Raw genomic sequence first — 24,848 nt, 5'->3', positions numbered from 1 at the left:
GTCAGCAGACCAACAGTATTTTAGGACAAAGCAAAACCGGCCCCGGGCTGTTGCCCGGAGCCGGTTACTTGTGACCCCAGCGGGATTCGAACCCGCGTTACCGCCGTGAGAGGGCGGCGTACTAGGCCGCTATACGATGGGGCCGTGTACTTTCCGATCAGCGTCTCCGCCGATCAAGCCAAGTTAGTGTTTCACACATTTGGCTTTGTTCCAAATCGATGATTCTCGATTCGCAACACCTGAAAAGCTGCGGAAAATCCGTAGAATTTCAGAGCTGGGATACCAGGACTCGAACCTAGAATGACGGTACCAGAAACCGTAGTGTTGCCAATTACACCATATCCCATTGGCACTTTCGGGCCGGTCGAAAGTCTCTGTCTTTCGCTCCGTGCCCCTCAGCACGAGTAATTACTCTACCCGAGAGTTTTGCGCCGCACAAATCGGCGGGGCGTTACCTGCGCCACACTTTTCGGAGCCGCATTGGGCGCAGGCAACGGTCCCCGCCGGTTAGCTCGTCTCCGTGGGGAGCGCCAGGAGCTCCAGCAGCGAGGTGATCTCCTGCCCCTGGAAACCGGGAGCCTGTTCCCCGCCGCGGTTGAGCCAAATACCCAACAGTCCTGCCGCCGTCGAGCCCTCAGCGTCCAGGAGCCGGTTGTCCCCGATGTACAGCGTGGTGGCAGGCGTGCCGCCGATCAGGCGGACGCCTTCGAGGTAGATGGCGGGGTCCGGCTTGGGGACACCGACAGTGTCGGTGCCCACAAGGAACCGGATACGCTCCAGGCCGGCGCTGTCCAGCTTCACCCGCTGGTAGTCGTGCACGTTGTTGCTCACGGCCCCGTAGGGAATGCCGGCCCCGTCCAGGGCGTCAAGGAGGGGCAGCACATCTTCAAAGGCCCGGACGTAGCTGGGCTGCAGCCGCGAGTAGGTACTGAGCCAGTTGTGCGACTCCTCCCCTTCGCCCATTTCGACGCCGAAGTGGCCCAGAGCTGCACGGCCCCGGAGCAGCCGCTGCTCGTTGAAGGTCAGCTCGCCGGCGAGGTAGCGGTCATAGTAGTGGGTTGTCTCGTGCGTGAAGATCCGGCCAACCTTCTCCCACCCGGCCTGGTCCAGGCCGGGCAGGAGGTGTTCGCTGGCGTCACGCAGCGCCGTGGTCATGGCGTAGGCAAGGTCCACGAGGGTGTCGTCAATATCGAACAGGACACCGCTGACCGCCCCGAGGCTCCGGGACAGGACGGCGGTTTCCACTGCGGGCTGTGACATTAGCCGCGGAAAGCGCGAAGCCGCGCCAGGGACGATTCCTTGCCCAGGATCACCATGGACTCAAACAGCGGCGGCGAGACCCGGCGGCCGGAGATCGCGGTGCGCACGGGGCCGAACGCGAGCCGGGGCTTGATTCCCAGGTCCTCCACGAGCGCCTGCTTCAGCGCGGACTGGATGTTTTCTGCGTTCCAGTCGTCGATCGGCTCGAGCGCAGCCAGCGCCGCATCCACAACCTCGGTGACGTTCTCCGGCAGGCCCTTGCGGGCGTCGTCGGCGACATCGATAGCGTCGTCGGCCTTGAACAGGAACGCCAGCATCTCCGGGGCTTCGCCGAGGAGGGTGATGCGTTCCTGGACCAGCGGCGCGGACTCCGTCAGGATTTCCTCCTGGCGGTCGGTGAGGATCTCCCCCACAAGGCCGGCATGCCGGAGGTACGGGACCAGCCGCTCGCGGAAGTCAGCAGGGTCCAGGAGACGGACGTGGGTTCCGTTGATCGCTTCGGCCTTCTTGAGGTCGAAGCGGGCCGGGTTGGCCAGGACGTCGTGGATGTCGAAGTTCTTCACCAGCTGTTCCACCGTGAAGATGTCCTCATCGGCGCTCAGGGACCAGCCGAGCAGGGAAAGGTAGTTGAGCAGCCCCTCGGGGATGAAGCCGCGCTCCCGGTGCAGGAAGAGGCTCGATTCCGGGTCGCGCTTGGAGAGCTTCTTGTTGCCCTGGCCCATGACGTAGGGCAGGTGGCCGAACTCCGGCATGTATTCCGCAACGCCCACGGCGTAGAGCGCCCGGTAGAGGGCGATCTGCCGCGGCGTGGAGCTGAGCAGGTCCTCGCCGCGGAGGACGTGCGTGATCCCCATCAGGGCGTCGTCCACGGGGTTTACCAGGGTGTAGAGCGGCGCACCGTTGGCACGTACCACGGCGAAGTCCGGGACGGAGCCGGCCTTGAACGTGATCTCGCCACGGACGAGGTCGGTGAACGTAATGTCCTCGTCCGGCATCCGCAGCCGCAGCACGGCTTCCCGGCCCTCGGCTTTGAAGGCAGCAACCTGTTCGGCGCTGAGGTCACGGTCAAAGGCGTCGTAGCCCAGCTTGGGGTCCCGCCCCGCGGCCCGGTGGCGCGCCTCGATCTCGTCCGGCGTCGAGTAGGACTCGTAGATGTGGCCACCAGCCTTGAGCTTGGCGATGACGTCCTGGTACAGGTCTCCACGCTGCGACTGGCGGTACGGCGTGTGGGGGCCGCCCACCTCGACGCCCTCGTCCCAGTCGATGCCGAGCCACTTCAGGGCATCCAGCAGCTGGTGGTAGCTTTCCTCGCTGTCCCGCGCCGAGTCCGTGTCCTCGATGCGGAAGATCATCTTGCCGCCGGTGTGGCGGGCGTAGGCCCAGTTGAACAGCGCCGTGCGGATCAGCCCGACGTGCGGGGTGCCCGTGGGTGAGGGGCAGAAGCGGACGCGGACGGGCGTTTCGGCGGTGACGGCAGGAATGGCAGCAGAAGCAGCGGAGGGGGTAGTCATAGTGATACCAACTTTACCAACCGGGCGCACCTGCCCCGGCCCGGTTGGCGGCCCGCGCTCCCACTAAGCCGTCCTGGGCCGGACTGTCGGAGGCTAGCGGCGGACCACGGGGTTGGACAGCCGGCCGATGCCTTCGATCTCCACCTCGTAGCGGTCGCCGGCCTGGACGAGGCCGACGCCGGCTGGCGTGCCGGTCATGATCACGTCGCCGGGCAGCAGCGTGAACGCGCTGGAGACGATGGAGACCAGTTCGCGGACGCCCCGGATCATCTGGGCGGTGCTGCCGTCTTGGCGCAGTTCGCCGTTGAGCCGGCCCTTGATGGACAGGTCCTCGGGATCGAGTTCGGTCTCGATCCAGGGTCCGAGCGGCGCGGAGGTGTCGAAACCTTTGGCCCGCGCCCACTGCAGGTCGGTCTTTTGGACGTCGCGGGCGGTGAGGTCGTTGCCGCAGGTGTATCCGAAGATCACGTCGTCGGCACGTTCCTCCGGCACGTCCTTGCAGATGCGGCCGATGACGACGCACAGCTCCGCCTCGTAGGAGACCTCCTCGGAGAACTCCGGCAGGACCACGGGATCGTTCGGGCCCACCACGGAGGTGTTGGGCTTCAGGAACAGCAGCGGCTGCTGGGGTACCTCATTGCCGAGTTCGTGGGCGTGCTCCACAAAGTTGCGCCCCACCCCAATCACCTTGCTGCGCGGAATGATCGGCGCCAGCAGGCGGACATCCTCCAGCTTGTGCCGCACAGAGGTGCGTTCCACACCATTAAAGAAGGGATCGCCGTTGATAACAGTGATTTCCTCACTGCCGGGCTGGCCTTCAACAACACCGTAAAGGGGATCAGAATCGACTACAAACCGGGCAATACGCATGGTTCCAAGCCTACAGTCTCAGTCCTGCTCCCTCAGGTGGCGCAGGTATTCCAGCTGTGCCGCCACGGAATTCTCGGCGGCGCGCCGGACGGAGGGGTCGACGTCGGCATACACAACGCTGGTGACCTCGCCTACGCCGGCATCCTGGCCAAGGCCGGCCAGGGCCGTTCGGATCTGCGCCAGCCGGTCCAGCCGGTGGTCCCGGTAGGCGCGGACTACGGCGTCGAGCGCCGGCAGGACGGGGCCGTGGGCAGGCAGCACGGTGGCCGGCCCCAGCCGCTCCAGCCGGTCGAGGGATGAGAGATAGTCGGCCAGCGTGCCGTCCGGATGGTCCAGTACGGTGGTCCCCCGCCCCAGGATGGTATCGCCGGTCAGCACCGAGCCGGCAGGGCCGTCGAGGGGCAGGTGGAAGCAGACGGAGTCGGAGGTGTGTCCGGGGCTGGACACCACACGGATCTCGGTGCCGCCGGCGGCGATAGTCTCCCCCGGCTGCAGCACGGCTCCCCCGTGGCAATGTTCTGGGGCGGCGGCCCGGACCGGGGCACCGGTGATTTCGGCGAGCCGGGCCGAGCCGGCGGTATGGTCCGCGTGGCGGTGCGTGACCAGGACGAGCTCCACGGGTCCGGCAGCCGCGAGGGCCTGAAGGTGCGACTCGTCGAGCGGCCCCGGATCAACCACCACTACGGCCCCGTGGCCAGGCTCCCCGACAATGTAGGAGTTGGTCCCTTCCAGGCTCATCGGCCCCGGGTTGGGCGCGAGGCGGAACCGCGTCAGCGGGCTGCTGTCGGTAAAGGCACTGGTGATGTCCTGGTTCACAGGTTTCATTCTGTCATTGGCGAACAACCAAGCAACGGGAGCGGAAGGATAAAAAGCAGAACGACGGCGGGCGGCCGGTGGGCCAAAACAGCCCAGCCGGCCACACGCCGTCGTTCGCTTCTTCAGTTGTCCTGCTGCCGCGGCTCAGGCGAGCCGGGTCAGCCAGCCGTGCGTGTCCTCGACTGTGCCGGTCTGGATGCCGAGCAGCCGGGCGCGGATGGCCATGGTGGTCTCCCCGGCCTTTGCGTCCTCCGAGCCAATGAATTCCGTGGCGTCCTTCAGCACACCGATCGGAGTGATAACGGCGGCGGTGCCGCAGGCAAACACCTCGGCGATCTCGCCGGAAGCCACGCCGTCGCGCCATTCGTCGAGCGTGATCTTGCGTTCGGTGACCTCACGGCCCATGTCCTTGGCGACCTGGATGATTGAGGAGCGGGTCACGCCCTCGAGGATGGTGCCGCTCAGCGCCGGCGTCACCAGCGAGCCGTCCTTCATGACGAAAAAGACGTTCATGCCGCCGAGTTCCTCAACGGCGTTGTCGTTGAACTGGTCCAGGAACAGCACCTGCTTGCAGCCGTTCGCCTCGGCCTCCTGCTGCGCGATGAGCGAGGCCGCGTAGTTGCCGCCGCACTTGGCAGCACCCGTGCCGCCCCGGCCCGCCCGGGCGTATTCGCGGGAGATCCAGATCGAAATCGGCTTCAGCTCGCCGCCGAAGTAGTTTCCGGCCGGCGAGGCAATGACGCGGAAGGACACCTCACGGGCTGCCCGGACCCCCAGGAATGCCTCCGTGGCAATCATGAACGGGCGCAGGTACAGGGCCTCGCCGTCGCCGGCGGGAACCCATTCCTTGTCCGCCGCCACGAGTTCGCGGATGGCGCCGAGGAAGTATTCGGCCGGAATCTCCGGCAGCGCCAGGCGGCGGGCGGACTTGTTCATCCGGGCGGCGTTGGCCTCCGGCCGGAAGCTCCAGATGGAACCGTCGGCGTGACGGTAGGCCTTCAGTCCCTCGAAGATTTCCTGCCCGTAGTGCAGCACAGCGGCGGACGGGTCCAGCATGATCGGCCCGTAGGCCTCGATCCGCGCATCATGCCATCCGCCGTGGCCGCTGGCGTCGACCGTGTAGTCAACAATCGCAGTGTGGTCGGTGAAGTGGTCGCCAAAGCCTGGGTTCGCCAGGATGGCTGCACGCTCCTCAGCAGACTTCGGGGTGGCCGAGGGCTGCTGGGTGAATTCGACGCCATGGGCAGTCTGAGTCATGGTTCCTCCACGGTCGGCTGCCTGGCATCTGAACGTGGTTCAGCATCGGACCACGGCAGCGATTGGTAATTCAGGTCAAGCTTACGCCTGCTGGCGGAGGCTAAACGGCCGCCGCAATGGCATCGCCGATGGCGCTTGTGCTGCGCACTTCGCCGTTGCGGCTTTCGACGTCGGCCACCACCGCGGACTCGATCCGCCGGGCCGCATCAGCGTAGCCCAGGTGGTCCAGCAGGAGGGCTGCGGACAGGATGGCTGCAGTGGGGTCCGCCTTCTGCTGGCCGGCAATGTCGGGCGCGGAACCGTGTACGGGTTCAAACATGGACGGCGCGGTGCGGTCCATGTTGATGTTGCCCGAGGCGGCCAGGCCGATGCCGCCGGTGACGGCTGCCGCGAGGTCGGTGATGATGTCGCCGAAGAGGTTGTCGGTGACGATGACGTCGAAGCGCGCGGGGTCGGTGACCATGAAGATGGTCGCGGCATCGATGTGCAGGTAGTCGTGGGTGACCTCGGGGAATTCCTTGGCCACGGCCTCGACAGTGCGCTTCCACAGGTGGCCCGCAAAGACCAGCACGTTGTGCTTGTGGACCAGGGTCAGCTTCTTGCGCGGGCGCTCGTTGGCCCGGCGGAACGCATCCCGGACAACGCGCTCCACGCCGTGGGCCGTGTTCAGCGAAACCTCGGTGGCCACCTCGTGCGGCGTGCCGCCGCGCAGGGTGCCGCCGTTGCCCACGTAGGGACCCTCGGTGCCTTCCCGGACGACGATGAAGTCGATGTTGCCTGGCTCGGCCAGGGGGCTGCCCACCGTGCCGTACAGCCGGGAGGGGCGCAGGTTGACGTAGTGGTCGAGGCTGAAGCGCAGCTTCAGGAGCAGTTCGCGTTCGATCAGGCCGGACGGGATGCGGGTGTCCCCCGGCGCTGCGCCGATGGCGCCGAAGAGGATGGCGTCGCGAGTCTTCAGGTCCTCGAGGACAGCATCCGGAAGGGTCTCGCCGCTCTCCAGCCAGTGCTGGGCACCGAGCTTGTAGTGGGTCTGGTCCAGGGTGACGCCTTCGTCGGCCACGACCTTTTCGAGAACCTTCAGGGCTTCGGCGATGACCTCCGGGCCAATGCCGTCGCCCGGAATGACAGCAAGATTGATGGTAGATGCGCTCATATTTTCAGGGTAGCCAAGCCATCCACATTCTGGTCAAGCCGTCTCATTATCCGGTCACCCCATCCAACGCTTCCTCACCTTTCGCCGCCCAAACGCCAGCGCTCTCTCACTTTCCAGAGGAAAGGGAGAGAGCGCTGGGGGAATAGCTGCAGGAACTGATCGAGCGTCGGGGGAATTGCCGCAGGATCAAAGAGAGCGCGTCAGGCGTCCGCGGGTTCCTCGTACTTCGGGAACACCGGCGCGGGGGCGGGCAAGTCCGTGCCCGCGACGATCGGCGTCGCGATGGCCGAGAACTCCCGGGCTGCCCCTTCCGGCTGGCCGAGGTACCCGAGCAGGGCGGCGGTGGCTGTGGGCATCACCGGCTGGGCGAGGATCGACACGATGCGCAGCACCTCGAGCGTCACGTACAGCACCGTCTGCATGCGCTCGACGTCGGTCTTTCGCAGCACCCAGGGTGCCTGCTCGGCGAAGTAGGCGTTGGTGTCCCCCAGCACCGCCCAGATCGCCTCGAGGGCGCGGCTGAACTCCTGCTTTTCAAAGGCCGTCCGTGCCTGCTCGAGGAGCGCGTTGGCCTGGCCCAGGATTGCGGTGTCGGCGTCGGTGAACGCACCCGGCACAGGAACCCTGCCCTCGCAGTTCTTGGCCACCATGGACAGTGAGCGCTGGGCGAGGTTTCCGAAGTTGTTGGCGAGGTCGGAGTTCATCCGGCCCACGATGGCCTCGTGGTTGTAGCTGCCGTCGGCGCCGAACGGTACCTCGCGCAGGAAGAAGAAGCGGACCTGGTCCAGGCCGTACTGCGCCACGAAGTCCGCCGGGGCCACCACATTGCCCAGGGACTTGGACATCTTGACGCCGTTGTTGTGCAGGAACCCGTGGATCATGACGCGCTTGGGCAGCTCAAGGCCCGCGCTCATGAGGAAGGCCGGCCAGTAGATGGCGTGGAAGCGCGAGATGTCCTTGCCGATGATGTGGACATCGGCCGGCCAGTACCTCTTGAACGACTCCGATTCGACGTCCGGGTAGCCGGCGCCGGTGAGGTAGTTGGTCAGGGCATCGACCCACACGTACATGACGTGCTTCTCATCGCCGGGGACCGGCACGCCCCAGTCGAAGGTGGTGCGGCTGATGGACAGGTCCTCGAGGCCGCGCTTGACGAAGCTGATGACCTCGTTGAACCGGGACTGCGGCGCACCGAACTCCGGCTGGGCCTCGTACAGGGCCAGCAGCTTCTCCTGGTAGGCGGACAGCCGGAAGAAGTAGCTTTCCTCGGCGGTCCAGGTCACCGGGGTGTCGGTCTCCTTGGTGTACCGGGCACCGTCCTCCTTGACCACGGTGTCGTCTTCACCGTAATAGGCCTCATCCCGCACGGAGTACCAGCCCTCGTACTTGGACAGGTAGATGTCCCCGTTGGCTTCCATCTTTTTCCAGATGGCCTGCGAGGCGGTGTAGTGGTCCGCGTCCGTGGTGCGGATGAAGCGGTCGTAGCTGATGCCGAGGGCGGCGTGCGCGGCTTTGTAGATCTCCGCGTTCCGGTCCACCAGCTCCTTGGGCGAGATGCCTTCCTTCTCTGCGGTCTGGGCAATCTTCAGCCCGTGCTCGTCGGTGCCTGTCAGGAACTTCACGTCGAAGCCGTCGAGCCGCTTGAACCGGGCCATCGCATCGGTGGCGATGTACTCGTAGGCGTGGCCGATGTGCGGCACGCCGTTCGGGTAGGTGATGGCCGTAGTGATGTAGAAGGGGCTCTTGTCTGAGGAAGTCACGGGCGGAACGTTACCTTTATGCGGAGGGATGGATCTAGATCAGTTCGGTCAGCGTATCGCTCAGCCGGACCAGTTCGTGGTCATGTGACGCCACGAGGACTGCGATGCCGTCGGACGTGGTGTCCTTCAGGATGCTGATGATGCGGTTGGCGGAGGCCCGGTCCAGGCTCGCCGTGGGCTCATCCACCACCAGGACGCGGGTGCCCAGGATCAGGGCCCGGGCGATGGCCACGCGCTGGCGCTCACCGCCGGAGAGCTGCTCGGGACGGTGCCGCATGCGGCGGCCGAGGCCCACGAGGTCCAGCAGGTCTTTGGCCATCTCGCGCCGCTGCTCCACCTCGCCGTCAGGTACGGCCGGGAGGAGCACGTTTTCGAGTGCGCTCATGCCGTCGATGAGGGCGCCGCCCTGGTCAACGTACCCGATCAGGGCACGGCGGCGGTCGGCGATCTCGTCGTCGGACATGGTTTCGAGGGAGTCCCCCTCCCACAGCACCCGGCCCGACGTCGGCAGGGTCAGGCCCGCTCCGACGGTCAGGATGCTGGTCTTGCCCGAGCCGCTTCGGCCGGCCACGCAGTGCATCTCCCCCGCGTTCAGGGTGAGGTCGAAGCCTTCCACGACGCTGACGGCGTCGGACCCGTTCTTGCCTCCGCCGTAACGGATGGTGATGTTGTTCAACTCCAGCGGCGTGGCGTGGTCGGCTGCCTTGACGATGGTGTTGGCCCGGGTCTGGGCGGGGGTTTCGCCTTCGTTGTTCCCGCGCGAGCGGCGAAGGTTCAGGTCGTTAGTCATTTGACCACTTTCGTTGCAATCGGAATCCAGCAGAGAACAGCCACAAGTCCGGCCACTGCGGCCCACAGCGCGGCGTAGGGGGCAAGAACAAGGCCGATGCCCAGGGCGCCAAGGATGCCCAGCGGAACGGCAACCGCGCCCACCAGGGCATTCTCGAAGAAGCGGACCTGGCCCAGCATGTCAGGATTCCAGCCCATCGCCTGCAGCGTGCCGAGATAGCGGCGCTTGGCCTTCAGCTCGAAGCGCCCGGTCACCAGCGTAAGCAGGAGCCCCACCGCCACGCCGGACAGGCCGAGGATGATGCTGGGCAGGGCCACGCTGGCGGCAGCCAGGCCGCTGAGGGCGCTGGCGCCGGCGGCCCGCGGGATGTCGATCAGCAGGGCGATCAGGCCGCCAACCGCCGACGCGAACACACCAACCGCGACGGCCAGCGAGATGGCGTTGAACCGGTGCGTGCTCAGCTGCCGGTTCGCGAAGGTCAGCGGCGAGTCGACGGCGATGAGCTTCTCGTCGTGCTGCGGCTCCTGGTCGACCACCTCGCGGTGGCGCAGCTGCTGGGCGGCGAAGAAGGCCGCGCCCAGGTACAGGGCCAGCACGGACGCCGAGACGATGGCGGTGGCGATATTCCAGCTCAACAGGCTGAGCACAATGCCGGCAACCGCCAGCAGTCCGGCGCCCACGGCGAATTCCTCCAGGACCCATGAGCGGATCCGGCGCTGGGTCCAGCCCATGGCGCGCAGTGTGCCGGCTTCACTGCGGCGAAGCCGCACGTAGCTGACAGTCGAGGCGCCGGTCAGCAGCGCGGCACCGCAGAGGGTGAGGAACAGCAGCGTCAGGTTCGTCGCGGTCAGCGAGCCGGCCACAGCGTCGGCGGCGTTCTGCCGGACCCACGACTGCTGGACGGTGCCGAGCGCGGACTCCTTGCCGGCGTCGTCCTTGGAGTAGCCGGGAACGAAGATACTGGCGTCCTCGCGGGCGGAACCGGCCACAACGGTGGCTTCGAGCCCCATGTCCCGGATCTCGGCGGCGAGCTTGTCCACCTCAGGCTGGACCTGCTTCCAGCTGCCGGCCGCACTGGCGCGGACGCGGACGGCGTCGATGACGGAGGCGTTCTTTTCATAGCCGCGGGCTGCAGCCAGACCATAGTAGTCGGTGATGGCGCCGGCCGACTGGCTGACGAGCCCGGTGGCGCTCAGGGAGGGCTTGAGCGTGGTGCCCGAAATGTCCTTGCCCTGCGCGTCCTTGGTCAGCGTCATGGGCGTGGGATCGTAGCCGCCTAGCGGAAGCCGGTTGACGTCCCCGGCCGCCTGCTGGACGGCGGCGGGATCGAAGGTGCCGTAAACCATGGCGAGCGGGGTGGCAAGCTTCTTGCCCGTTTCGAGGTTCTCCCGGTAGGAGCGCTCGTCCACGGGGTTCCGCTGGGTCTGGTCCACGGCCTCGCCGGTGGCGCTCTTCTCCGGCAGGCGGTTCACGGTGACCCACTCGCCCGGGGTGGCGGTCTTGTCCTCGGCACCGTTGCCTGCGGTGGAGCCGTCCGTGTACTTGGGGGCGGACGCGAAGTTGGTGCTCCAGGTGGCGGGGTTGTAGAGGCCGCGGCTGAAGTTCGCCGAGTTGCCAAGCAGCTTCGAGTAGTCCGTGGACCCGGGCCAGGACAGCGCAAAGGGCGACTTGGAAACGAAGGGCAGGTAGTCCTTGTCCAGGGAGCGTTCGGCGGTGCCAACCTCCTTGACCACGTTTCCGGAGTCGTCGATCTCCTCGATTTTCACGGAGTACTTCAGGTCGACGGACGTACCGGAGCGGACGATCAGGGGAATGGCCTGGGAGTCCTCGGTGAGCTGGCCGTTGCGCTTGGCCTGCTGGTACTGGGTCGTGATGGGAGCCCAGTACTTGAGCTTCACACCGAGGAAGTCGGGGCCCTCCTCGAGTTCCTTCATGCCGATGCCCGTGGTGAAGAGGCTCTCCAGGTGCTGGCCGACCGCCTCGGCGCTGCGGGCGTCGGCCGGGGGTGCCTTCTCCAGCGGCGCCAGGAAGTCACCGGCGGTGCCCAGCAGGGCACGCTCGGAGACGGGGTCGACGGCGACCACAGACTCCGTGACCTCCGGAGCCATGGGCAGGGCAACAGTGAGGTTGAACAGGTTGTGCTCGGACCCGCCGGCCGGAGCAGGGAACTTGATTCCGGTCTCGCCGTCGGGACCGGCGATCCGGATGCTGTTGCCGCCGTCGACCTGCTGCTCGACGAGCTTGCCCTTGCCGAGGGTGCCCTCGGCAGTGGACTTGAAGAGGGTGTGCTGCGAGGATCCGTCGGAGCTCGTGGCGCTGGCCGTGAGGCGGTACTTCTTGGGGGTGTCGCTCAGCACGGACTGCGCTGCCGGCCACTTGCTGGGGTCGGTGCCGCCGGGCTGCCCGGCGGTCGCGGTGCCGACGAGCCCGGCGTTGAAGCCCAGGTAGTCCATGGCCTCCAGGCGCGGCGTCTCGAGGTTCTGCGTCACGCGCGAGACGAGGCTGATGGGCGCGGCGACAGCGGTGCCGGAGAGGTCCCGGATCTTCTGTAGCTGGTCGAAGCTGATGCCGCCCTGGCCGGTGGCAATTTCGGGCTGCATGAGCGTGCCGTCCGAGCCGGCCTTGGCTTGGACCAGGATGTCGTAGAGCCCGCGCGAGTTCTGGTCCACGGTCCGGTTCAGCGCTGCCTGCGACTGGGTCTGGACGAGGACGGACAGGCACATGGCGAAGATCAGAATTGCAGCGGTCAGCAGCAGCACTTTGCTTCTGATGAACCTCTGGACGGCGTTCATTGGGCTCCCTGAAACCTGGATTGCGTGCGCACGCCACGATGACCGCGAAATGTGGAGGTGTCCCTTGCGGGCGTGCAAAAAGTATTGGCCGGCCTGCCGGCTGGATCCTTAAATTCGAACCTAGCTATTGTACGCAGACCGGCCAATCATACTTGGCCGGGGTGAACTCCAGAGGACGTGGAGTTCACCCCGCGTTGGGGACCTGGCCGTTGCCGGCCGGGATTCGTCGGACTAGTCCTCGAGGTCCACTTCGCGCACCATCTCGGCACCGATGCCGGCCTTGATGGCGTCCAGCACCTGCTGCGGGACGGAGCTGTCGATGGTGAGCAGCGCCAGGACCTGGCCGCCCTCCGCGTTCCGTGCCACCTGCATGCCGCCGATGTTGATGTTGTTCATGCCCAGGATGTGGCCGATGGTGCCGATGACGCCCGGACGGTCGGCGTAGGACACCACCACGAGGTGCTCGCTGATGGGGATCTCGACGTCGTAGCCGTTCACGCCGACGAGCTTCTGCACCTGCTTGGGACCGGTCAGGGTACCGGCCACCGAAATCTGCGCACCGTCGCTCAGGGCGCCACGCAGCGTCAGGACGTTGCGGTAGTCCTCGGCCTCGGGGGTGGTGATGAGGCGGACGTTGATGCCGCGCTGCTCGGCGATCACCGGCGCGTTGACGTAGGACACCTGCTCGGTGACGACGTCGGCGAAGATCCCCTTGAGGGCGGCGAGCTCCAGGACCTTGACGTCCAGGGCGGCGATTTCGCCGGCAACCTCGACGTCGATCTGGGTCACGGAGGCGTGGGTCAGCGCGGTGAAGATGCGGCCCAGCTTCTCGATCAGCGGGATGCCCGGTCGGACGTCGGGTGCGATCACGCCGCCGGCGACGTTCACGGCGTCCGGGACCAGTTCCCCGGCGAGGGCGAGGCGGACGGACTTGGCGACGGAGACGCCGGCCTTTTCCTGTGCCTCGTCCGTGGACGCGCCCAGGTGCGGGGTGACCACAACGTTGTCCAGCTTGAAGAACGGCAGGTCGGTGCTGGGCTCCTGGACGAAGACGTCCACGGCGGCACCGGCGATCTGGCGGTCCTGCAGCGCGGTGTAGAGGGCTTCCTCGTCAACGAGGCCGCCGCGGGCCACGTTGATTACGTAGGCCGTGCTCTTCATCTTCTTGAAAGCGTCGGCGCCGAGCATGCCGACCGTTTCCGGTGTCTTGGGCATGTGGATGGTGACAAAGTCGGACTGCGCGAGCAGTTCGTCCAGGGTGACGAGCTTCACGCCGAGTTGCGCGGCGCGGGCGGAGGTGATGTAGGGGTCGAACGCGAGGATCTCGGTGTCAAAGCCCTGCAGGCGGGCGGCCACCAGCGCGCCGATGCGGCCCAGGCCGATGATGCCGATCTTCTTCTCGAACAGTTCAATGCCGGTGTACTTGGAACGCTTCCATTCGCCGTCCTTCAGGGCGGCGCTGGCCTGCGGGATGTGGCGGGCCAGGCTCAGGATGTGGCCGACGGTCAGTTCCGCGGCGGACACGATGTTCGACGTCGGGGCGTTGACCACCATGACACCGGCCTGGGTGGCGGCCTTGATGTCGACGTTGTCCAGGCCGACGCCGGCACGGGCGATGACCTTCAGGTTCTTCGCGGCGGCAATGGCCTCGGCGTCCACCTTGGTGGCGGAGCGGACCAGGATGGCGTCAACGTCCGCGATGGCAGAGAGCAGCTGGGAACGATCGGCGCCGTCGGTCTGGCGGATTTCAAAGTCCGGGCCAAGGGCCTCGATGGTGGCGGGCGAAAGTTCTTCGGCAAGCAATACTACGGGTTTTGACACAGCTGATCCTCTGCGTTGAAGTCCTGGGGGTAAATAAAGTCTAGGCGTACGGAAAGGCCGGGCTCACATTGTTAAGTGTGAACCCGGCCTCACTGTCGCACTGGAAGGCGCAGCCTTAGCGGGCTGCAGAGCCTTCGACGTAGTCCTGGTCCTGCTGCTGCCAGGAGAACAGGGAGCGCAGTTCGCGGCCAACGCCCTCGATCGGGTGCTGCTCAGCCTTGGCGCGCAGCTCCTTGAACTCGACGCCGCCGTTGTCCTGGTCTTCGATGAAGCGCTTGGCGAAGGCACCGGACTGGACGTCTGCGAGGACGGCCTTCATGTTTTCCTTCACCTCAGGGGTGATGACGCGCGGGCCGGAGACGTAGTCGCCGTATTCTGCGGTGTCGGAAACGCTCCAGCGCTGCTTGGCGATGCCGCCTTCCCACATGAGGTCAACGATGAGCTTGAGCTCGTGCAGCACCTCGAAGTAGGCGATCTGCGGCTGGTAGCCGGCTTCGGTCAGGGTTTCGAAGCCGTACTGGACCAGCTGGGACACGCCGCCGCAGAGGACAGCCTGCTCGCCGAAGAGGTCGGTTTCGGTCTCTTCGGTGAAGGTGGTCTTGATGACGCCGGCGCGGGTGCCGCCGATGGCCTTGGCGTAGGACTTGGCCAGGTCCCAGGCGGAACCGGAAGCGTCCTGCTCAACAGCGATGATGTCCGGGATGCCGCGGCCGGCTTCGAATTCGCGGCGGACCGTGTGGCCCGGGGCCTTCGGGGCGATCAGGATGACGTCAACGCCCTCCGGTGCCTGGATGTAGCCAAAGCGGATGTTGAAGCCGTGAGCGAAGGCGAGGGCCTTGCCCGGGGTCAGCTTGTCCTTGATGGAGTCGTTGAAGATCGAGCGCTGGTGCTGGTCCGGCGCCAGGATCATGATGACGTCGGCCCATTCGGCGGCGTCGGCAACGTTCTTGACCTGGAAGCCCGCGTCCTCGGCCTTGGCGATGGACTTGGAGCCTTCCTTGAGGGCGATGACAACCTCGACACCGGAATCGCGCAGGTTCTGCGCGTGGGCGTGGCCCTGGGAGCCGTAGCCGACAATGGCAACCTTGCGGCCCTGGATGATCGACAGGTCGGCGTCGTCGTCGTAAAACATTTCAGTCACTTGCGTAACTCCTCTTGAGTGGATTTCTTGTAGATGTATTGCTTTGGTGCTGCGTTTGCGGGCAATGCTTCCGCTTAGGCGGAGCGCAGCGCCCGATCACTCATGGAGCGGGATCCCCGTCCAACGGCCAAGGTGCCGGACTGCACAATTTCGCGGATACCGAAGGGCTCCAGCACTGACAGCAGTGCCGTGAGCTTTTCGGGATGGCCTGTTGCTTCAATGACCACCGAGTCTGTGGAGACGTCGACCACTGAAGCACGGAACAGGTCTGCAGCCTGGGTCACCTGCAGACGAGTTGCGGCATCCGCACGTACCTTGACCAGGATGTGGTCGCGCTGTACGGAAGATTCGGAGGTCAGTTCAACAATCTTGATCACGTTGACCAGCTTGTTCAACTGCTTGGTGACCTGTTCGATCAGGTCACCGTCGGCGTCGACGACGACGGTCATCCGGGAGATGCCCGGAACTTCCGTCGGGCCGACGGCCAGGGAATTGATGTTGAAGGCGCGGCGGGCGAAAAGGCTGGCCACGCGGGTCAGCACACCGGGCTTGTCTTCGACCAGAACGGACAGTGTGTGGCGGCTCATGATCAGTCCTCCTCTTCCCATTCCGGGGTCATGTTGCGGGCAACCTGGATCTGGTCGTTGCTGACGCCGGCGGGCACCATCGGCCACACCATGGAGTCGGGGCTGACCACGAAGTCGATGACCACGGGGCGGTCATTGATCTCCAGCGCCTTCTGGATTGTTGCGTCGATGTCCTCGTCCCGTTCGCACCGGAAGGAGGCGCAGCCGTAGGCCTCGCCGAGCTTGACGAAGTCCGGGATCCGGATGGTCTCGTGGCCGGTGTTCAGGTCCGTGTTGGAGTAGCGGCCCTCGTAGAAGAGGGTCTGCCACTGGCGCACCATGCCCAGCGAGGAGTTGTTGATGACAGCAACCTTGATGGGAATGTTGTTGATGGCACAGGTGGCCAGTTCCTGGTTGGTCATCTGGAAGCAGCCGTCGCCGTCGATGGCCCAGACCACGCGGTCCGGCTCCCCCACCTTGGCGCCCATGGCGGCGGGCACGGCGTAGCCCATGGTGCCGGCACCGCCGGAGTTCAGCCATGCGTGCGGGCGCTCGTACTTGATGAACTGCGCGGCCCACATCTGGTGCTGGCCCACGCCGGCCACGTAGATGCCTTCGGGACCGGTCAGGGCACCGATGCGTTCGATGACGCGCTGCGGTGCACTCAGGCCGTCCTCGGGTTCGGTCCAGCCCAGCGGGTAGGTCTCCTTCAGGTTATTCAGGAAGGCCCACCAGTTGGCCAGGTCCGGGGTTCCGGTGGTGCCGAACTGGGTCCGGACGGCTTCCGTCAGTTCCGGAATGATCTCCTTGACGGAGCCCACGATGGGAACGTCGGCGGTGCGGTTCTTGGAGATTTCCGCGGGGTCGATGTCCGCGTGGATGACCTTGGCGTTGGGCGCGAAGGTCTTCAGGACGCCGGTGACGCGGTCATCGAAGCGCGCACCCAGGGTTACGAGCAGGTCGGCCTGCTGCAGCGCGGTCACGGCCGAAACCGTGCCGTGCATGCCGGGCATGCCCACGTGCTGCGGGTGCGAATCCGGGAACACCCCGCGGGCCATGAGCGTCGTGACCACGGGGGCGCCGGTCAGCTCGGCCAGTTCGCGGAGCTCGGCCGCGGCGTGGGCCTTGACCACACCGCCGCCCACGTACAGCACGGGCTTGCTGGCGGCGGAGATCAGCTTGGCGGCCTCGCGGACCTGCTTGTTGTGGCCGCGGACCACGGGGCGGTAGCCCGGCAGGTCGATCTTGGGCGGCCAGGAGAAGGTCATCTGCCCCTGCTGGGCGTCCTTGGCGACGTCAACGAGGACCGGGCCCGGACGTCCTGTCGAGGCGAGGTGGAAGGCCTCGGCCATGACGTGCGGGATGTCGTTGGGGTCCGTCACCAGGAACGAGTGCTTGGTGATGGGCATGGTGATGCCTACGATGTCGGCTTCCTGAAAGGCATCGGTGCCGATCACTCCGCTGGAGACCTGGCCGGTGATGGCCACGAGCGGAACGGAATCCATATGCGCATCCATGATGGCGGTGACGAGGTTGGTGGCGCCCGGGCCCGAGGTGGCGATGCAGACGCCCACCCGCCCGGTGACCATGGCGTAGCCTTGCGCGGCGTGGCCGGCTCCCTGTTCGTGACGGACCAGAACGTGGTTCATTTTGGAGGCCATCAAGGGGTCGTAGGTGGGCAGGATCGCGCCACCGGGCAAACCGAAAATGTCGTCGACGCCGAGTTCTTCGAGCGAACGGACAATTGCTTCTGAGCCGGTCATCACCGTCGGGGGTACGACGTTGTTCGGCCCAAGGACAGGAGAGGCGGCTGCAGCAGTGTCGACCCCGGCGTCAGCCGGCTTGCCGACCCGTTCCGGAGCCTTGGCGGCTCCAGCGGACTTTGAAGCCATCAGCGAGGGGCTGATGGGCGATCCTTTGCTCATCGAACTCTTCCTTAGTGGATCTTGAATTGGTGTGGTGCTAGGGAAAACTGAACGTTCCGTCCCGCCCGGAAAATAAAAAAACCCCTCAGCCTGGCGGCTTTTCGAGGGGTTGCGCGTGACAGTTCGTTACCAGTCGGGCTATGGAGCCACGCGCTTGGTAAGTACGACGACGGTGCCGACGGTAACGAATGCGATCATGCGTTCAGTTTTCCCTCTAAGTGAGATACGTGTCAACGAGCACGGCCCGCGTCTCACAGTGTGGACGTCATTGTCCATAAGCCGCACAGGTGGCCGGCCGGTTACTCCCAACGATATCCCCCCGGAACAAACCCCCCACAAGGCGGCAGGGCTTAATAAGGGTGATGCCGAGGGGCCCCTTGCGGGAGGCGCTCAGCGCCACCCGCAAGGGGAAGGTGTCACCCGCAGTAAGCTCCGGTGGAGGCGCTGTGCACCAGTTTGGCGTACTTGGCCAGAACGCCCTTGGTGAACTTGGCCGGCAGCGGTGCCCAGCCTTCCTTGCGGGCTTCGAGTTCTGCGTCGTCAACGAGCAGGTCGAAGGTGCGTGCTGCGATGTCCACGCGGATCCGGTCGCCGTCCTTGACGAAGGCGATGGGACCGCCGTCGACCGCTTCGGGGGCAACGTGGCCGATGCACAGGCCGGTGGTGCCGCCGGAGAAGCGGCCGTCGGTGAGCAGCAGGACATCCTTGCCGAGGCCGGCACCCTTGATGGCACCGGTGATGGCGAGCATCTCGCGCATGCCGGGACCGCCCTTGGGGCCTTCGTAGCGGATCACCACGACGTCGCCCTTCTGGATCTCGCCATTGTCCAGCGCATCCAGGGCGCCCTGTTCACGCTCGAACACGCGGGCGCTGCCTTCGAAGACGTCCGCGTCGAAGCCGGCGCTCTTCACGACGGCGCCTTCCGGTGCCATGGAACCGTGCAGGATGGTGATGCCGCCGGTCTTGTGGATCGGGTTGTCCAGCGCGCGCAGAATCTTGCCGTCGAGGTCCGGCGGGTTGATGGACGCGAGGTTTTCCGCAACGGTCTTGCCCGTGACGGTGAGGCAGTCACCGTGCAGCAGGCCGGCGTCCAGGAGCGCCTTCATGATCACCGGAACACCGCCGATCTTGTCGACGTCGGTCATGACGTAGCGGCCGAACGGCTTCAGGTCGCCCAGGTGCGGGATCTTGTCGCCGATGCGGTTGAAGTCGTCCAGCGTCAGTTCCACCTCTGCCTCGCGGGCGATCGCCAGCAGGTGCAGGACCGCGTTGGTGGATCCGCCGAAGGCCATGGTGACGGCGATGGCGTTCTCGAAGGCCTTCTTGGTCATGATGTCGCGGGCCGTGATGCCCAGGCGCAGCAGGTTAACCACTGCCTCGCCGGACTTGCGGGCGAACTCATCACGACGGCGGTCCGCCGAGGGCGGGGCCGCGGAGCCGGGCAGGGACATGCCCAGCGCCTCACCGATGCAGGCCATGGTGTTGGCGGTGTACATGCCGCCACAGGCGCCTTCGCCGGGACAGATGGCCTTCTCGATGCGGGTGAGGTCCTCCATGCTCATCTTGCCGGCGGCGCATGCACCGACGGCTTCGAAGGCGTCAATCAGGGTGACTTCCTTTTCGGAGCCGTCCTCCAGCTTGACCCAGCCGGGCATGATGGAGCCGGCGTACAGGAAGACGCTGGCCAGGTCCAGGCGCGCGGCGGCCATGAGCATGCCCGGGAGGGACTTGTCGCAGCCGGCCAGCAGCACCGAGCCGTCGATACGCTCTGCCTGCATGACGGTTTCCACGGAGTCGGCAATGACTTCGCGGGAGACCAGTGAGAAGTGCATGCCCTCGTGGCCCATGGAGATGCCATCGGAAACGGAGATGGTGCCGAACTGCATCGGGAACCCGCCACCGGCGTGGACGCCTTCCTTGGCGCCCTGGGCCAGCCGGTTCAGGGACAGGTTGCAGGGAGTGATTTCGTTCCAGGAGCTCGCGACGCCGATCTGGGGCTTGGCGAAGTCGTCGTCGCCCATGCCGACGGCCCGGAACATTCCACGTGCCGGAGCTGCATGGATGCCGTCGGTGACAACCCGGCTCCGAGGCTTAATGTCAGGCTTGTTGTCGGTTCCGCTCAGGATGTCCTCACTCATGGGTCAAAGTCTATGACTCCGGAACGGCTGCCAATGACCGGAAGCGGCACGTTCGGTAGATTTTCCGGAAAATTCGGATCAAATAGTGGACTTCCGTCTCACATTCTGGAAGTTCTTCCCTGACTGCCCGCTCCCCTGCTGGCGTTGACAAGCCTAGACAGCCCTATTGACAGCGACGTACCGTCAAGCAACGGCAACCTCGTGTGACGGATGAAAGGCTTTGCTATGGAGTGGATTATCTGGGTCATTGTCATCGTTTTGATCATCGCCATCGTGTGGATGCTGCTGAACCGGAAGTCGCGGGGAACGGCGGCAGACGCGGCCCGGGCCGAACAGGTGACGTCCCCGTCCGTAACGGCTCCGACAGCATCCGCACGGACGGAAGGGGCGCCGTCGGCCGCACCCGCAGCCGCAGCGGGACCGCCGTCGGACACCAGCCGAACCGTGCCGGAAACGGGCCGCCTGGCCGGACCGGACGCCGGCCCGGCAGCCGCGCAAGCCGCACCGCAGATGAGCCAGGCCTCCCCCGCGGCTACGCGCCCGGACCCCGAGGACGTGGAACCTGACATCGAGTCCTGGGAAGCCGCCACCGCCCGCCCCTCCTCCGCGCAGTCCGCGGGTGGAGACGTTGACGACTGGGATGACGACGGGGACAAAGCCGAGTGGGACGCCCAGTGGTCGGATGCGGCCAGCGCAGACACTGGCAATGCTGAAGCAGGCACTGCCGAGGCGGGCCGTTCCACCGGGCAGGCCGCGACGCAGCCTGCTGCCCCGACGCACCATGCCGAGTACACGGACCCGCACGCCCCCACCCTGCCGGGCGCGGAGTCGGCCGCGGCCGAGTCCCTGGACGCCGAGGCTGAAACCCGGCAGCGGATCCAGTCCTCCGCTGCAACCGAAGCCGGAGCCAGCCACGAGGCCCAGCCCCAGTACCGCGAACCCCAGCCCCACCACCTGGAACAGGGCTTCGGCGCGGAACGGGGTTTCGGCGAACAGCCCATCCCCCACAAAGAGGGCGGCGGCGAGGGCACGGAAGCTGCGGCGGAACAGCCCTACGGCGAGGGTTCTGCCGCGCCGGCAGCAGACGGCGGCGCCCCGGAGGGGTTCACCGTCAAGGGAGATGTCAGCGCCATGACCTACTACGACGAAGACAGCGCCGGCTACGAGGACGCGCGGGCAGAGGTCTGGTTCCTCTCCCCGGCGCACGCTGAGGCTGCCGGGTTCCGGGCGCCGCGCCGGTCCCGGCGCTAACGCCACGCGGCGGCGCCGGATGGCGGACGGAGTAAGCGCATGACACGCAACCACCCCGGGAAACCCGCAACATCTGCCGCCGCTATGCCCCCGGCGGAGAATGCCCCGGCGTTTTCGGCCTTAACGCTGCCCCTGACGTTGACCCTGTCGCTAACGTTGGCCCTCTCCGGCTGCACGGGCGACGGCGGCCCGACTCCCCCGGGCAGCACCGGCTCCACGGCGGGCGGGGCAACTGCGACGTTGGCACCGGGCACCGGCAGCCACGGGACGGGCTCCTCGGGTACCAGTGCTTCGGGTACCAGTGCGGCTCCCTCGTCTCCGCGGGCACCTGAATTGCGGAGCAGGATTGAGGGCCTGCAAATTCCGTGGTCGACGGTCTTCCTGCCGGACGGCACTGCCGTCATTTCCGAACGCGATTCCGCGCTGCTCAAATCCGTGAAAGACGGGAAAGTCAGCACCATCGGCGCCGTTCCCGGCGTTGTTCCCGGCGGTGAGGGCGGACTGTTGGGCCTGGCGTTGTCGCCCGGCTTCGCCTCGGACCACTACCTGTACGCCTACTTCACCGCGGCCGGTGACAACCGGATCGCCCGCATCCGTCTGGAAGGCGCCGGGGCAGCCAGCGGCGGGAACCTCCGGCTGGGCACGCCGGAGGTGATCTTCTCCGGCATGTCCAAGGCCTCCACCCACAACGGCGGCAGGATCCGCTTCGGCCCGGACGGTTTCCTCTACGTCGGAACAGGCGATTCGCAGCGCCGGGAGCAGCCGCAGGACCGGAACGCGCTGGGCGGAAAGATCCTGCGGCTGACCAGGGACGGCGCCCCCGCGCCGGGCAATCCCTTCCCGAACAACCCCGTCTACAGCCTTGGCCATAGAAACGTCCAGGGTTTGGCATGGGACGGCCAGGGCCGCCTATGGGCCAGCGAGTTCGGCCCGGACGTCAATGACGAACTCAATCTGATCCAGCCCGGCGGAAACTACGGGTGGCCGGAAGTCACAGGGGCACCGCACCGGGACGGCTTCATAGACGCCAAGGTTGTCTGGCCATCGACAGCGGACTCCTCGCCCAGCGGACTGGAAATCGTCGGCAGCACGGCCTACCTTGGCGCCCTGAGGGGCCAGCGCATATGGGCCATCCCTCTCGACGGTGAAAATGCCGGCAATCCTGTGGGCTATTTCACGGGGCAGTTTGGGCGGATCAGGAACGTCTCGCTGGCCCCCAACGGGGATCTATGGGCTCTCAGCAACAACCAAAACCCTGATTCCGCGCTGATTTTGCGGCTTCCACGGTAAGTGCCATCTCCCGCCCGCCCCGATTTCACACCTGCCGAAAGTTCGTGTAGAGTTTCATGTCGTTGCGGAGGTCAACGAGGGAAATAAACAGCCCGCGGATGAACCAAACAGCAGATGCACCTCTAGCTCAATTGGCAGAGCAATTGACTCTTAATCAATGGGTTCCGGGTTCAAGTCCCGGGGGGTGCACCACCGAAGCCCCGTCTTCAAGGCCACCAGCCTGAAGGCGGGGCTTCGTCGTTGCCGGAAAGTCCCTGTGCCGTCCGCGCGCCATGGCCGAGTTGCCGTAGCCAAAACTTCGTGTAGAGTTGCATGTCGTTGCGGAGCTCGACGAGGGTAACAAAAGCCCACGGATGAGCGATACAGCAGATGCACCTCTAGCTCAATTGGCAGAGCAATTGACTCTTAATCAATGGGTTCCGGGTTCAAGTCCCGGGGGGTGCACCACCGAAGCCCCGTCTTCTAGGCCACCAGCCTGAAGGCGGGGCTTCGTCGTGTCCCCGGCTGTGTCGCGGCCACTCCCCCGGCACACCGACGGAAGAACCCTGGTCCGGCACGCCGCCCGTGGAACCCCTGATCTGCAGCCCGCTGCTGACCAAGTGCTTGCGGGCTCAGGGAGCGGTGAGCCCGAAGCGCGGAAACAGCAGCGGCAGTCCCTTCCTCACACCGAAGTCCAGGGCATCTCCGCGATGGCCCACGCCGTTGCCAACAAAGCTGCGGGTCCGCATCCCGGCCGACAGCGCGTCCTCCTGCGGCCACCGCCGCTTGGCTAGCGCACTGCTGCGCTGTTCCTGAACGGCCGCGCTATTTCTTAACGGCCGCCCGGGAGGGTGCCGGCAGCGTCCATGCCGGGCCGAGGTTCCGTGGTCTGGCGGGAGCATGGGCGATCAAGGCCAGTGTCGCCCCGATGAGGACGAGATTCTTCATGACGAACTCGCCGTCCTCGGTCAGAAGCAGCGGGTCGCCCTGGGCAAACATCAGCCCGGGCAGCATCACGAAGGTCAGGAACGTTCCGCACAGGTGCGCGGCGAGGACCGGCAGTGCCAGGCGAAGGGCCACCCCGCTGACGAGCGCCGCGCCGAGCAGCACTTCGACCGCACCGAGAACAGGAACCACCATGTGCGGGTCCGCCCACGGAAGGGTTCCGGCGACCATCGCCGCAACCGGCGAGACGCCTGCCACTTTCAGCGCCCCGAACCACATGAAAAGGACGCCCAGCAAAATTCGCAGCGAAGGCAACGCCGCCGGGCGCAGCACCCGCACAAGGCCGGCATCCGCAGCACCCCAAGACGCACCAGAAGCCCGCCACCGCGCAGCAAAGTTTTCATCGTATTCCCTCCCTGACCTTGGGGACAGCCGCAGCCCCGATTAATGGATGCAGGGAGATTACTGGCGAGCCCTTGTGTTTTCCTTTGGCATGCGGGCAGAGGGCGGGTCCCCGCAGGCGCCAGGCGTCCCGTGTCAGCCCGCCGGCTGGAGCGTTACCCGCACCGGCTCCCCGGACTGCAGCGACGACTGGGCGGCGTCCGCCACCATCGACGCTGCGACGGCGTCCTCCGGTGTACAGGGGTTGTCCCGCTGTCCCAGCACCAGTTCCACAAAGGCCGCCATCTCGGCACGGTACGCCGTCTGGAACCGCTCGGCGAACGTCCTGTGCGGCGGCCCCGCAGGAAAACCCACGTCCGGTTCGGCAGAGGACATCGCCATTTGCTCATCCATTCCCACCATGACGGACCCAGCGGAACCCTGCAGTTCCAGCCGCACGTCGTGGCCGGCCCCGTTGTAACGGCTGGCCGAAACCGTTCCGACGCTGCCGTCGTCGAACGTCACCACTGCCAGCGCCGTGTCGACGTCGCCGACGGCGCCAATGGCGGGGTCACCGTTGTTGGACCCTTTGGCGAAAACTTCCACGATTTCCTTGCCGGTGAGCCACCGGAGAATGTCGAAGTCGTGGACGGAGCAGTCCCGGAAGAGCCCGCCGGACGTCGCCAGGAACTCCACCGGCGGCGGCGCCATGTCGCAGGTGACAGCCCTGACCGTGTGGAGCCATCCCAGCTCCCCGGCGTCGAAGGCACGCTTTGCCTCCAGGTAACCCGGATCGAACCGGCGCTGGTGCCCGATCTGGACGCGGCCGCCCGCGGCCCGGATGTGGTCGAGCACGGGCAGTGATGCCGCCACGTTGACGGCGACCGGCTTCTCGCAGAAAACAGGGACTCCGGCGTCCACGCCTGCCCTGATCAGCTCGGGGTGCGTGGCGGTCCCGGTGGCGATGACCAGCCCGTCAATGCCGGAGTCAAGCAGGGCTTCAACGGAGGGCAGGAACCCGGCACCGATTCCGCCGGCCAGCGAGCGGGCGTGCTCTGCAGCAACGTCGGTCAGGTTGAGCTGCACGGAGGCGCCCTGCGGCCCCAAAAGCTCATTCAGTCCGGTGATGTTCCGGGCGTGCATTGCGCCGATCCGGCCCACTCCGACGAGTCCAAGAGTTACTTCCTTCATGCGGCTCCTCG

Annotated in this window: 18 protein-coding genes and 4 tRNA genes; 4 read left to right on the top strand and 18 right to left on the bottom strand. The window is 66.0% G+C overall.

What is annotated here, in order from left to right; genetic code table 11:
* Nucleotides 1-71 precede the first annotated feature (71 nt).
* The 16 genes from ABIE00_RS07745 to ilvD form a co-directional block, all read right to left on the bottom strand.
* A tRNA-Glu gene (locus ABIE00_RS07745) sits at nt 72-144 on the bottom strand.
* 130 nt (nt 145-274) lie between these two features.
* A tRNA-Gln gene (locus ABIE00_RS07740) sits at nt 275-346 on the bottom strand.
* A gap of 161 nt (nt 347-507) precedes the next feature.
* Nucleotides 508-1,260, bottom strand: coding sequence for an HAD family hydrolase (locus ABIE00_RS07735; protein ID WP_354258778.1), 753 nt, complete (start codon nt 1,258-1,260; stop codon nt 508-510).
* Nucleotides 1,260-2,771: a glutamate--tRNA ligase gene (gltX, locus tag ABIE00_RS07730; RefSeq protein WP_354258775.1), complete on the bottom strand. Its 1,512-nt coding sequence runs from the start codon at nt 2,769-2,771 to the stop codon at nt 1,260-1,262. The genes ABIE00_RS07735 and gltX overlap by 1 nt, the downstream gene beginning before the upstream one ends.
* A gap of 93 nt (nt 2,772-2,864) precedes the next feature.
* Nucleotides 2,865-3,641 (bottom strand): fumarylacetoacetate hydrolase family protein, encoded by a 777-nt coding sequence (locus tag ABIE00_RS07725; RefSeq protein WP_354258772.1) that lies wholly within the window; start codon nt 3,639-3,641, stop codon nt 2,865-2,867.
* A gap of 18 nt (nt 3,642-3,659) precedes the next feature.
* Nucleotides 3,660-4,466, bottom strand: a complete 807-nt coding sequence (locus ABIE00_RS07720) for an MBL fold metallo-hydrolase (protein WP_354258769.1) — start codon at nt 4,464-4,466, stop codon at nt 3,660-3,662.
* 135 nt (nt 4,467-4,601) lie between these two features.
* Nucleotides 4,602-5,714: a branched-chain amino acid aminotransferase gene (locus tag ABIE00_RS07715; protein ID WP_354258766.1), complete on the bottom strand. Its 1,113-nt coding sequence runs from the start codon at nt 5,712-5,714 to the stop codon at nt 4,602-4,604.
* 100 nt (nt 5,715-5,814) lie between these two features.
* Entirely contained in the window at nt 5,815-6,867 is a 1,053-nt protein-coding gene (locus ABIE00_RS07710; protein ID WP_354258763.1) for a 3-isopropylmalate dehydrogenase, read from the bottom strand.
* Nucleotides 6,868-7,067: 200 nt separating this feature from the next.
* Complete coding sequence (gene metG, locus ABIE00_RS07705) at nt 7,068-8,627, bottom strand: methionine--tRNA ligase (protein ID WP_354258760.1); 1,560 nt, start codon at nt 8,625-8,627, stop codon at nt 7,068-7,070.
* Nucleotides 8,628-8,661: 34 nt separating this feature from the next.
* Nucleotides 8,662-9,417 (bottom strand): ABC transporter ATP-binding protein, encoded by a 756-nt coding sequence (locus ABIE00_RS07700; RefSeq protein WP_354258757.1) that lies wholly within the window; start codon nt 9,415-9,417, stop codon nt 8,662-8,664.
* Nucleotides 9,414-12,209, bottom strand: a complete 2,796-nt coding sequence (locus tag ABIE00_RS07695) for an ABC transporter permease (RefSeq protein WP_354258754.1) — start codon at nt 12,207-12,209, stop codon at nt 9,414-9,416. Before ABIE00_RS07695 ends, ABIE00_RS07700 begins: the two co-directional genes overlap by 4 nt.
* Nucleotides 12,210-12,440: 231 nt before the next feature.
* Entirely contained in the window at nt 12,441-14,030 is a 1,590-nt protein-coding gene (gene serA, locus ABIE00_RS07690) for a phosphoglycerate dehydrogenase (RefSeq protein ID WP_354258751.1), read from the bottom strand.
* A 115-nt stretch (nt 14,031-14,145) separates the two neighbouring features.
* Nucleotides 14,146-15,171, bottom strand: coding sequence for a ketol-acid reductoisomerase (gene ilvC / locus ABIE00_RS07685; protein ID WP_331574867.1), 1,026 nt, complete (start codon nt 15,169-15,171; stop codon nt 14,146-14,148).
* A gap of 74 nt (nt 15,172-15,245) precedes the next feature.
* A complete protein-coding gene (gene ilvN / locus ABIE00_RS07680) occupies nt 15,246-15,758 on the bottom strand; it encodes an acetolactate synthase small subunit (protein ID WP_003801493.1) in 513 nt (170 codons plus the stop codon).
* A gap of 2 nt (nt 15,759-15,760) precedes the next feature.
* Entirely contained in the window at nt 15,761-17,662 is a 1,902-nt protein-coding gene (locus ABIE00_RS07675) for an acetolactate synthase large subunit (RefSeq protein ID WP_354258746.1), read from the bottom strand.
* Between the two features lie 416 nt (nt 17,663-18,078).
* Nucleotides 18,079-19,800 carry a dihydroxy-acid dehydratase gene (ilvD, locus tag ABIE00_RS07670; protein ID WP_354258743.1) on the bottom strand — a complete coding sequence of 574 codons (1,722 nt, stop codon included), beginning with the start codon at nt 19,798-19,800 and terminating at the stop codon, nt 18,079-18,081.
* A 225-nt stretch (nt 19,801-20,025) separates the two neighbouring features.
* Here ilvD and ABIE00_RS07665 point away from each other — a divergent pair, with 225 nt between their 5' ends.
* From ABIE00_RS07665 to ABIE00_RS07650, 4 genes are all read left to right on the top strand, one after another.
* Nucleotides 20,026-21,051 carry a sunset domain-containing protein gene (locus tag ABIE00_RS07665; protein WP_354258740.1) on the top strand — a complete coding sequence of 342 codons (1,026 nt, stop codon included), beginning with the start codon at nt 20,026-20,028 and terminating at the stop codon, nt 21,049-21,051.
* 84 nt (nt 21,052-21,135) lie between these two features.
* Complete coding sequence (locus ABIE00_RS07660; protein ID WP_502914277.1) at nt 21,136-22,341, top strand: PQQ-dependent sugar dehydrogenase; 1,206 nt, start codon at nt 21,136-21,138, stop codon at nt 22,339-22,341.
* A gap of 116 nt (nt 22,342-22,457) precedes the next feature.
* A tRNA-Lys gene (locus ABIE00_RS07655) sits at nt 22,458-22,533 on the top strand.
* Nucleotides 22,534-22,712: 179 nt separating this feature from the next.
* Nucleotides 22,713-22,788, top strand: a tRNA-Lys gene (locus ABIE00_RS07650).
* A 357-nt stretch (nt 22,789-23,145) separates the two neighbouring features.
* On the opposite strand, the gene ABIE00_RS07645 is transcribed toward ABIE00_RS07650, so the two are convergent.
* Both ABIE00_RS07645 and ABIE00_RS07640 read right to left on the bottom strand, forming a co-directional pair.
* The gene (locus ABIE00_RS07645) at nt 23,146-23,598 is read right to left on the bottom strand and encodes a DoxX family protein (protein ID WP_354258735.1); all 453 of its coding nucleotides are present in this window, start codon (nt 23,596-23,598) and stop codon (nt 23,146-23,148) included.
* Between the two features lie 204 nt (nt 23,599-23,802).
* Complete coding sequence (locus ABIE00_RS07640) at nt 23,803-24,837, bottom strand: Gfo/Idh/MocA family protein (protein ID WP_354258732.1); 1,035 nt, start codon at nt 24,835-24,837, stop codon at nt 23,803-23,805.
* Nucleotides 24,838-24,848 lie beyond the last annotated feature (11 nt).

This window comes from Arthrobacter sp. OAP107, from assembly GCF_040546765.1.
Taxonomy (GTDB): Bacteria; Actinomycetota; Actinomycetes; order Actinomycetales; family Micrococcaceae; genus Arthrobacter.
Note: the sequence above shows the minus strand (reverse complement) of the source record. Positions and strands in the feature narration are given on the sequence as shown.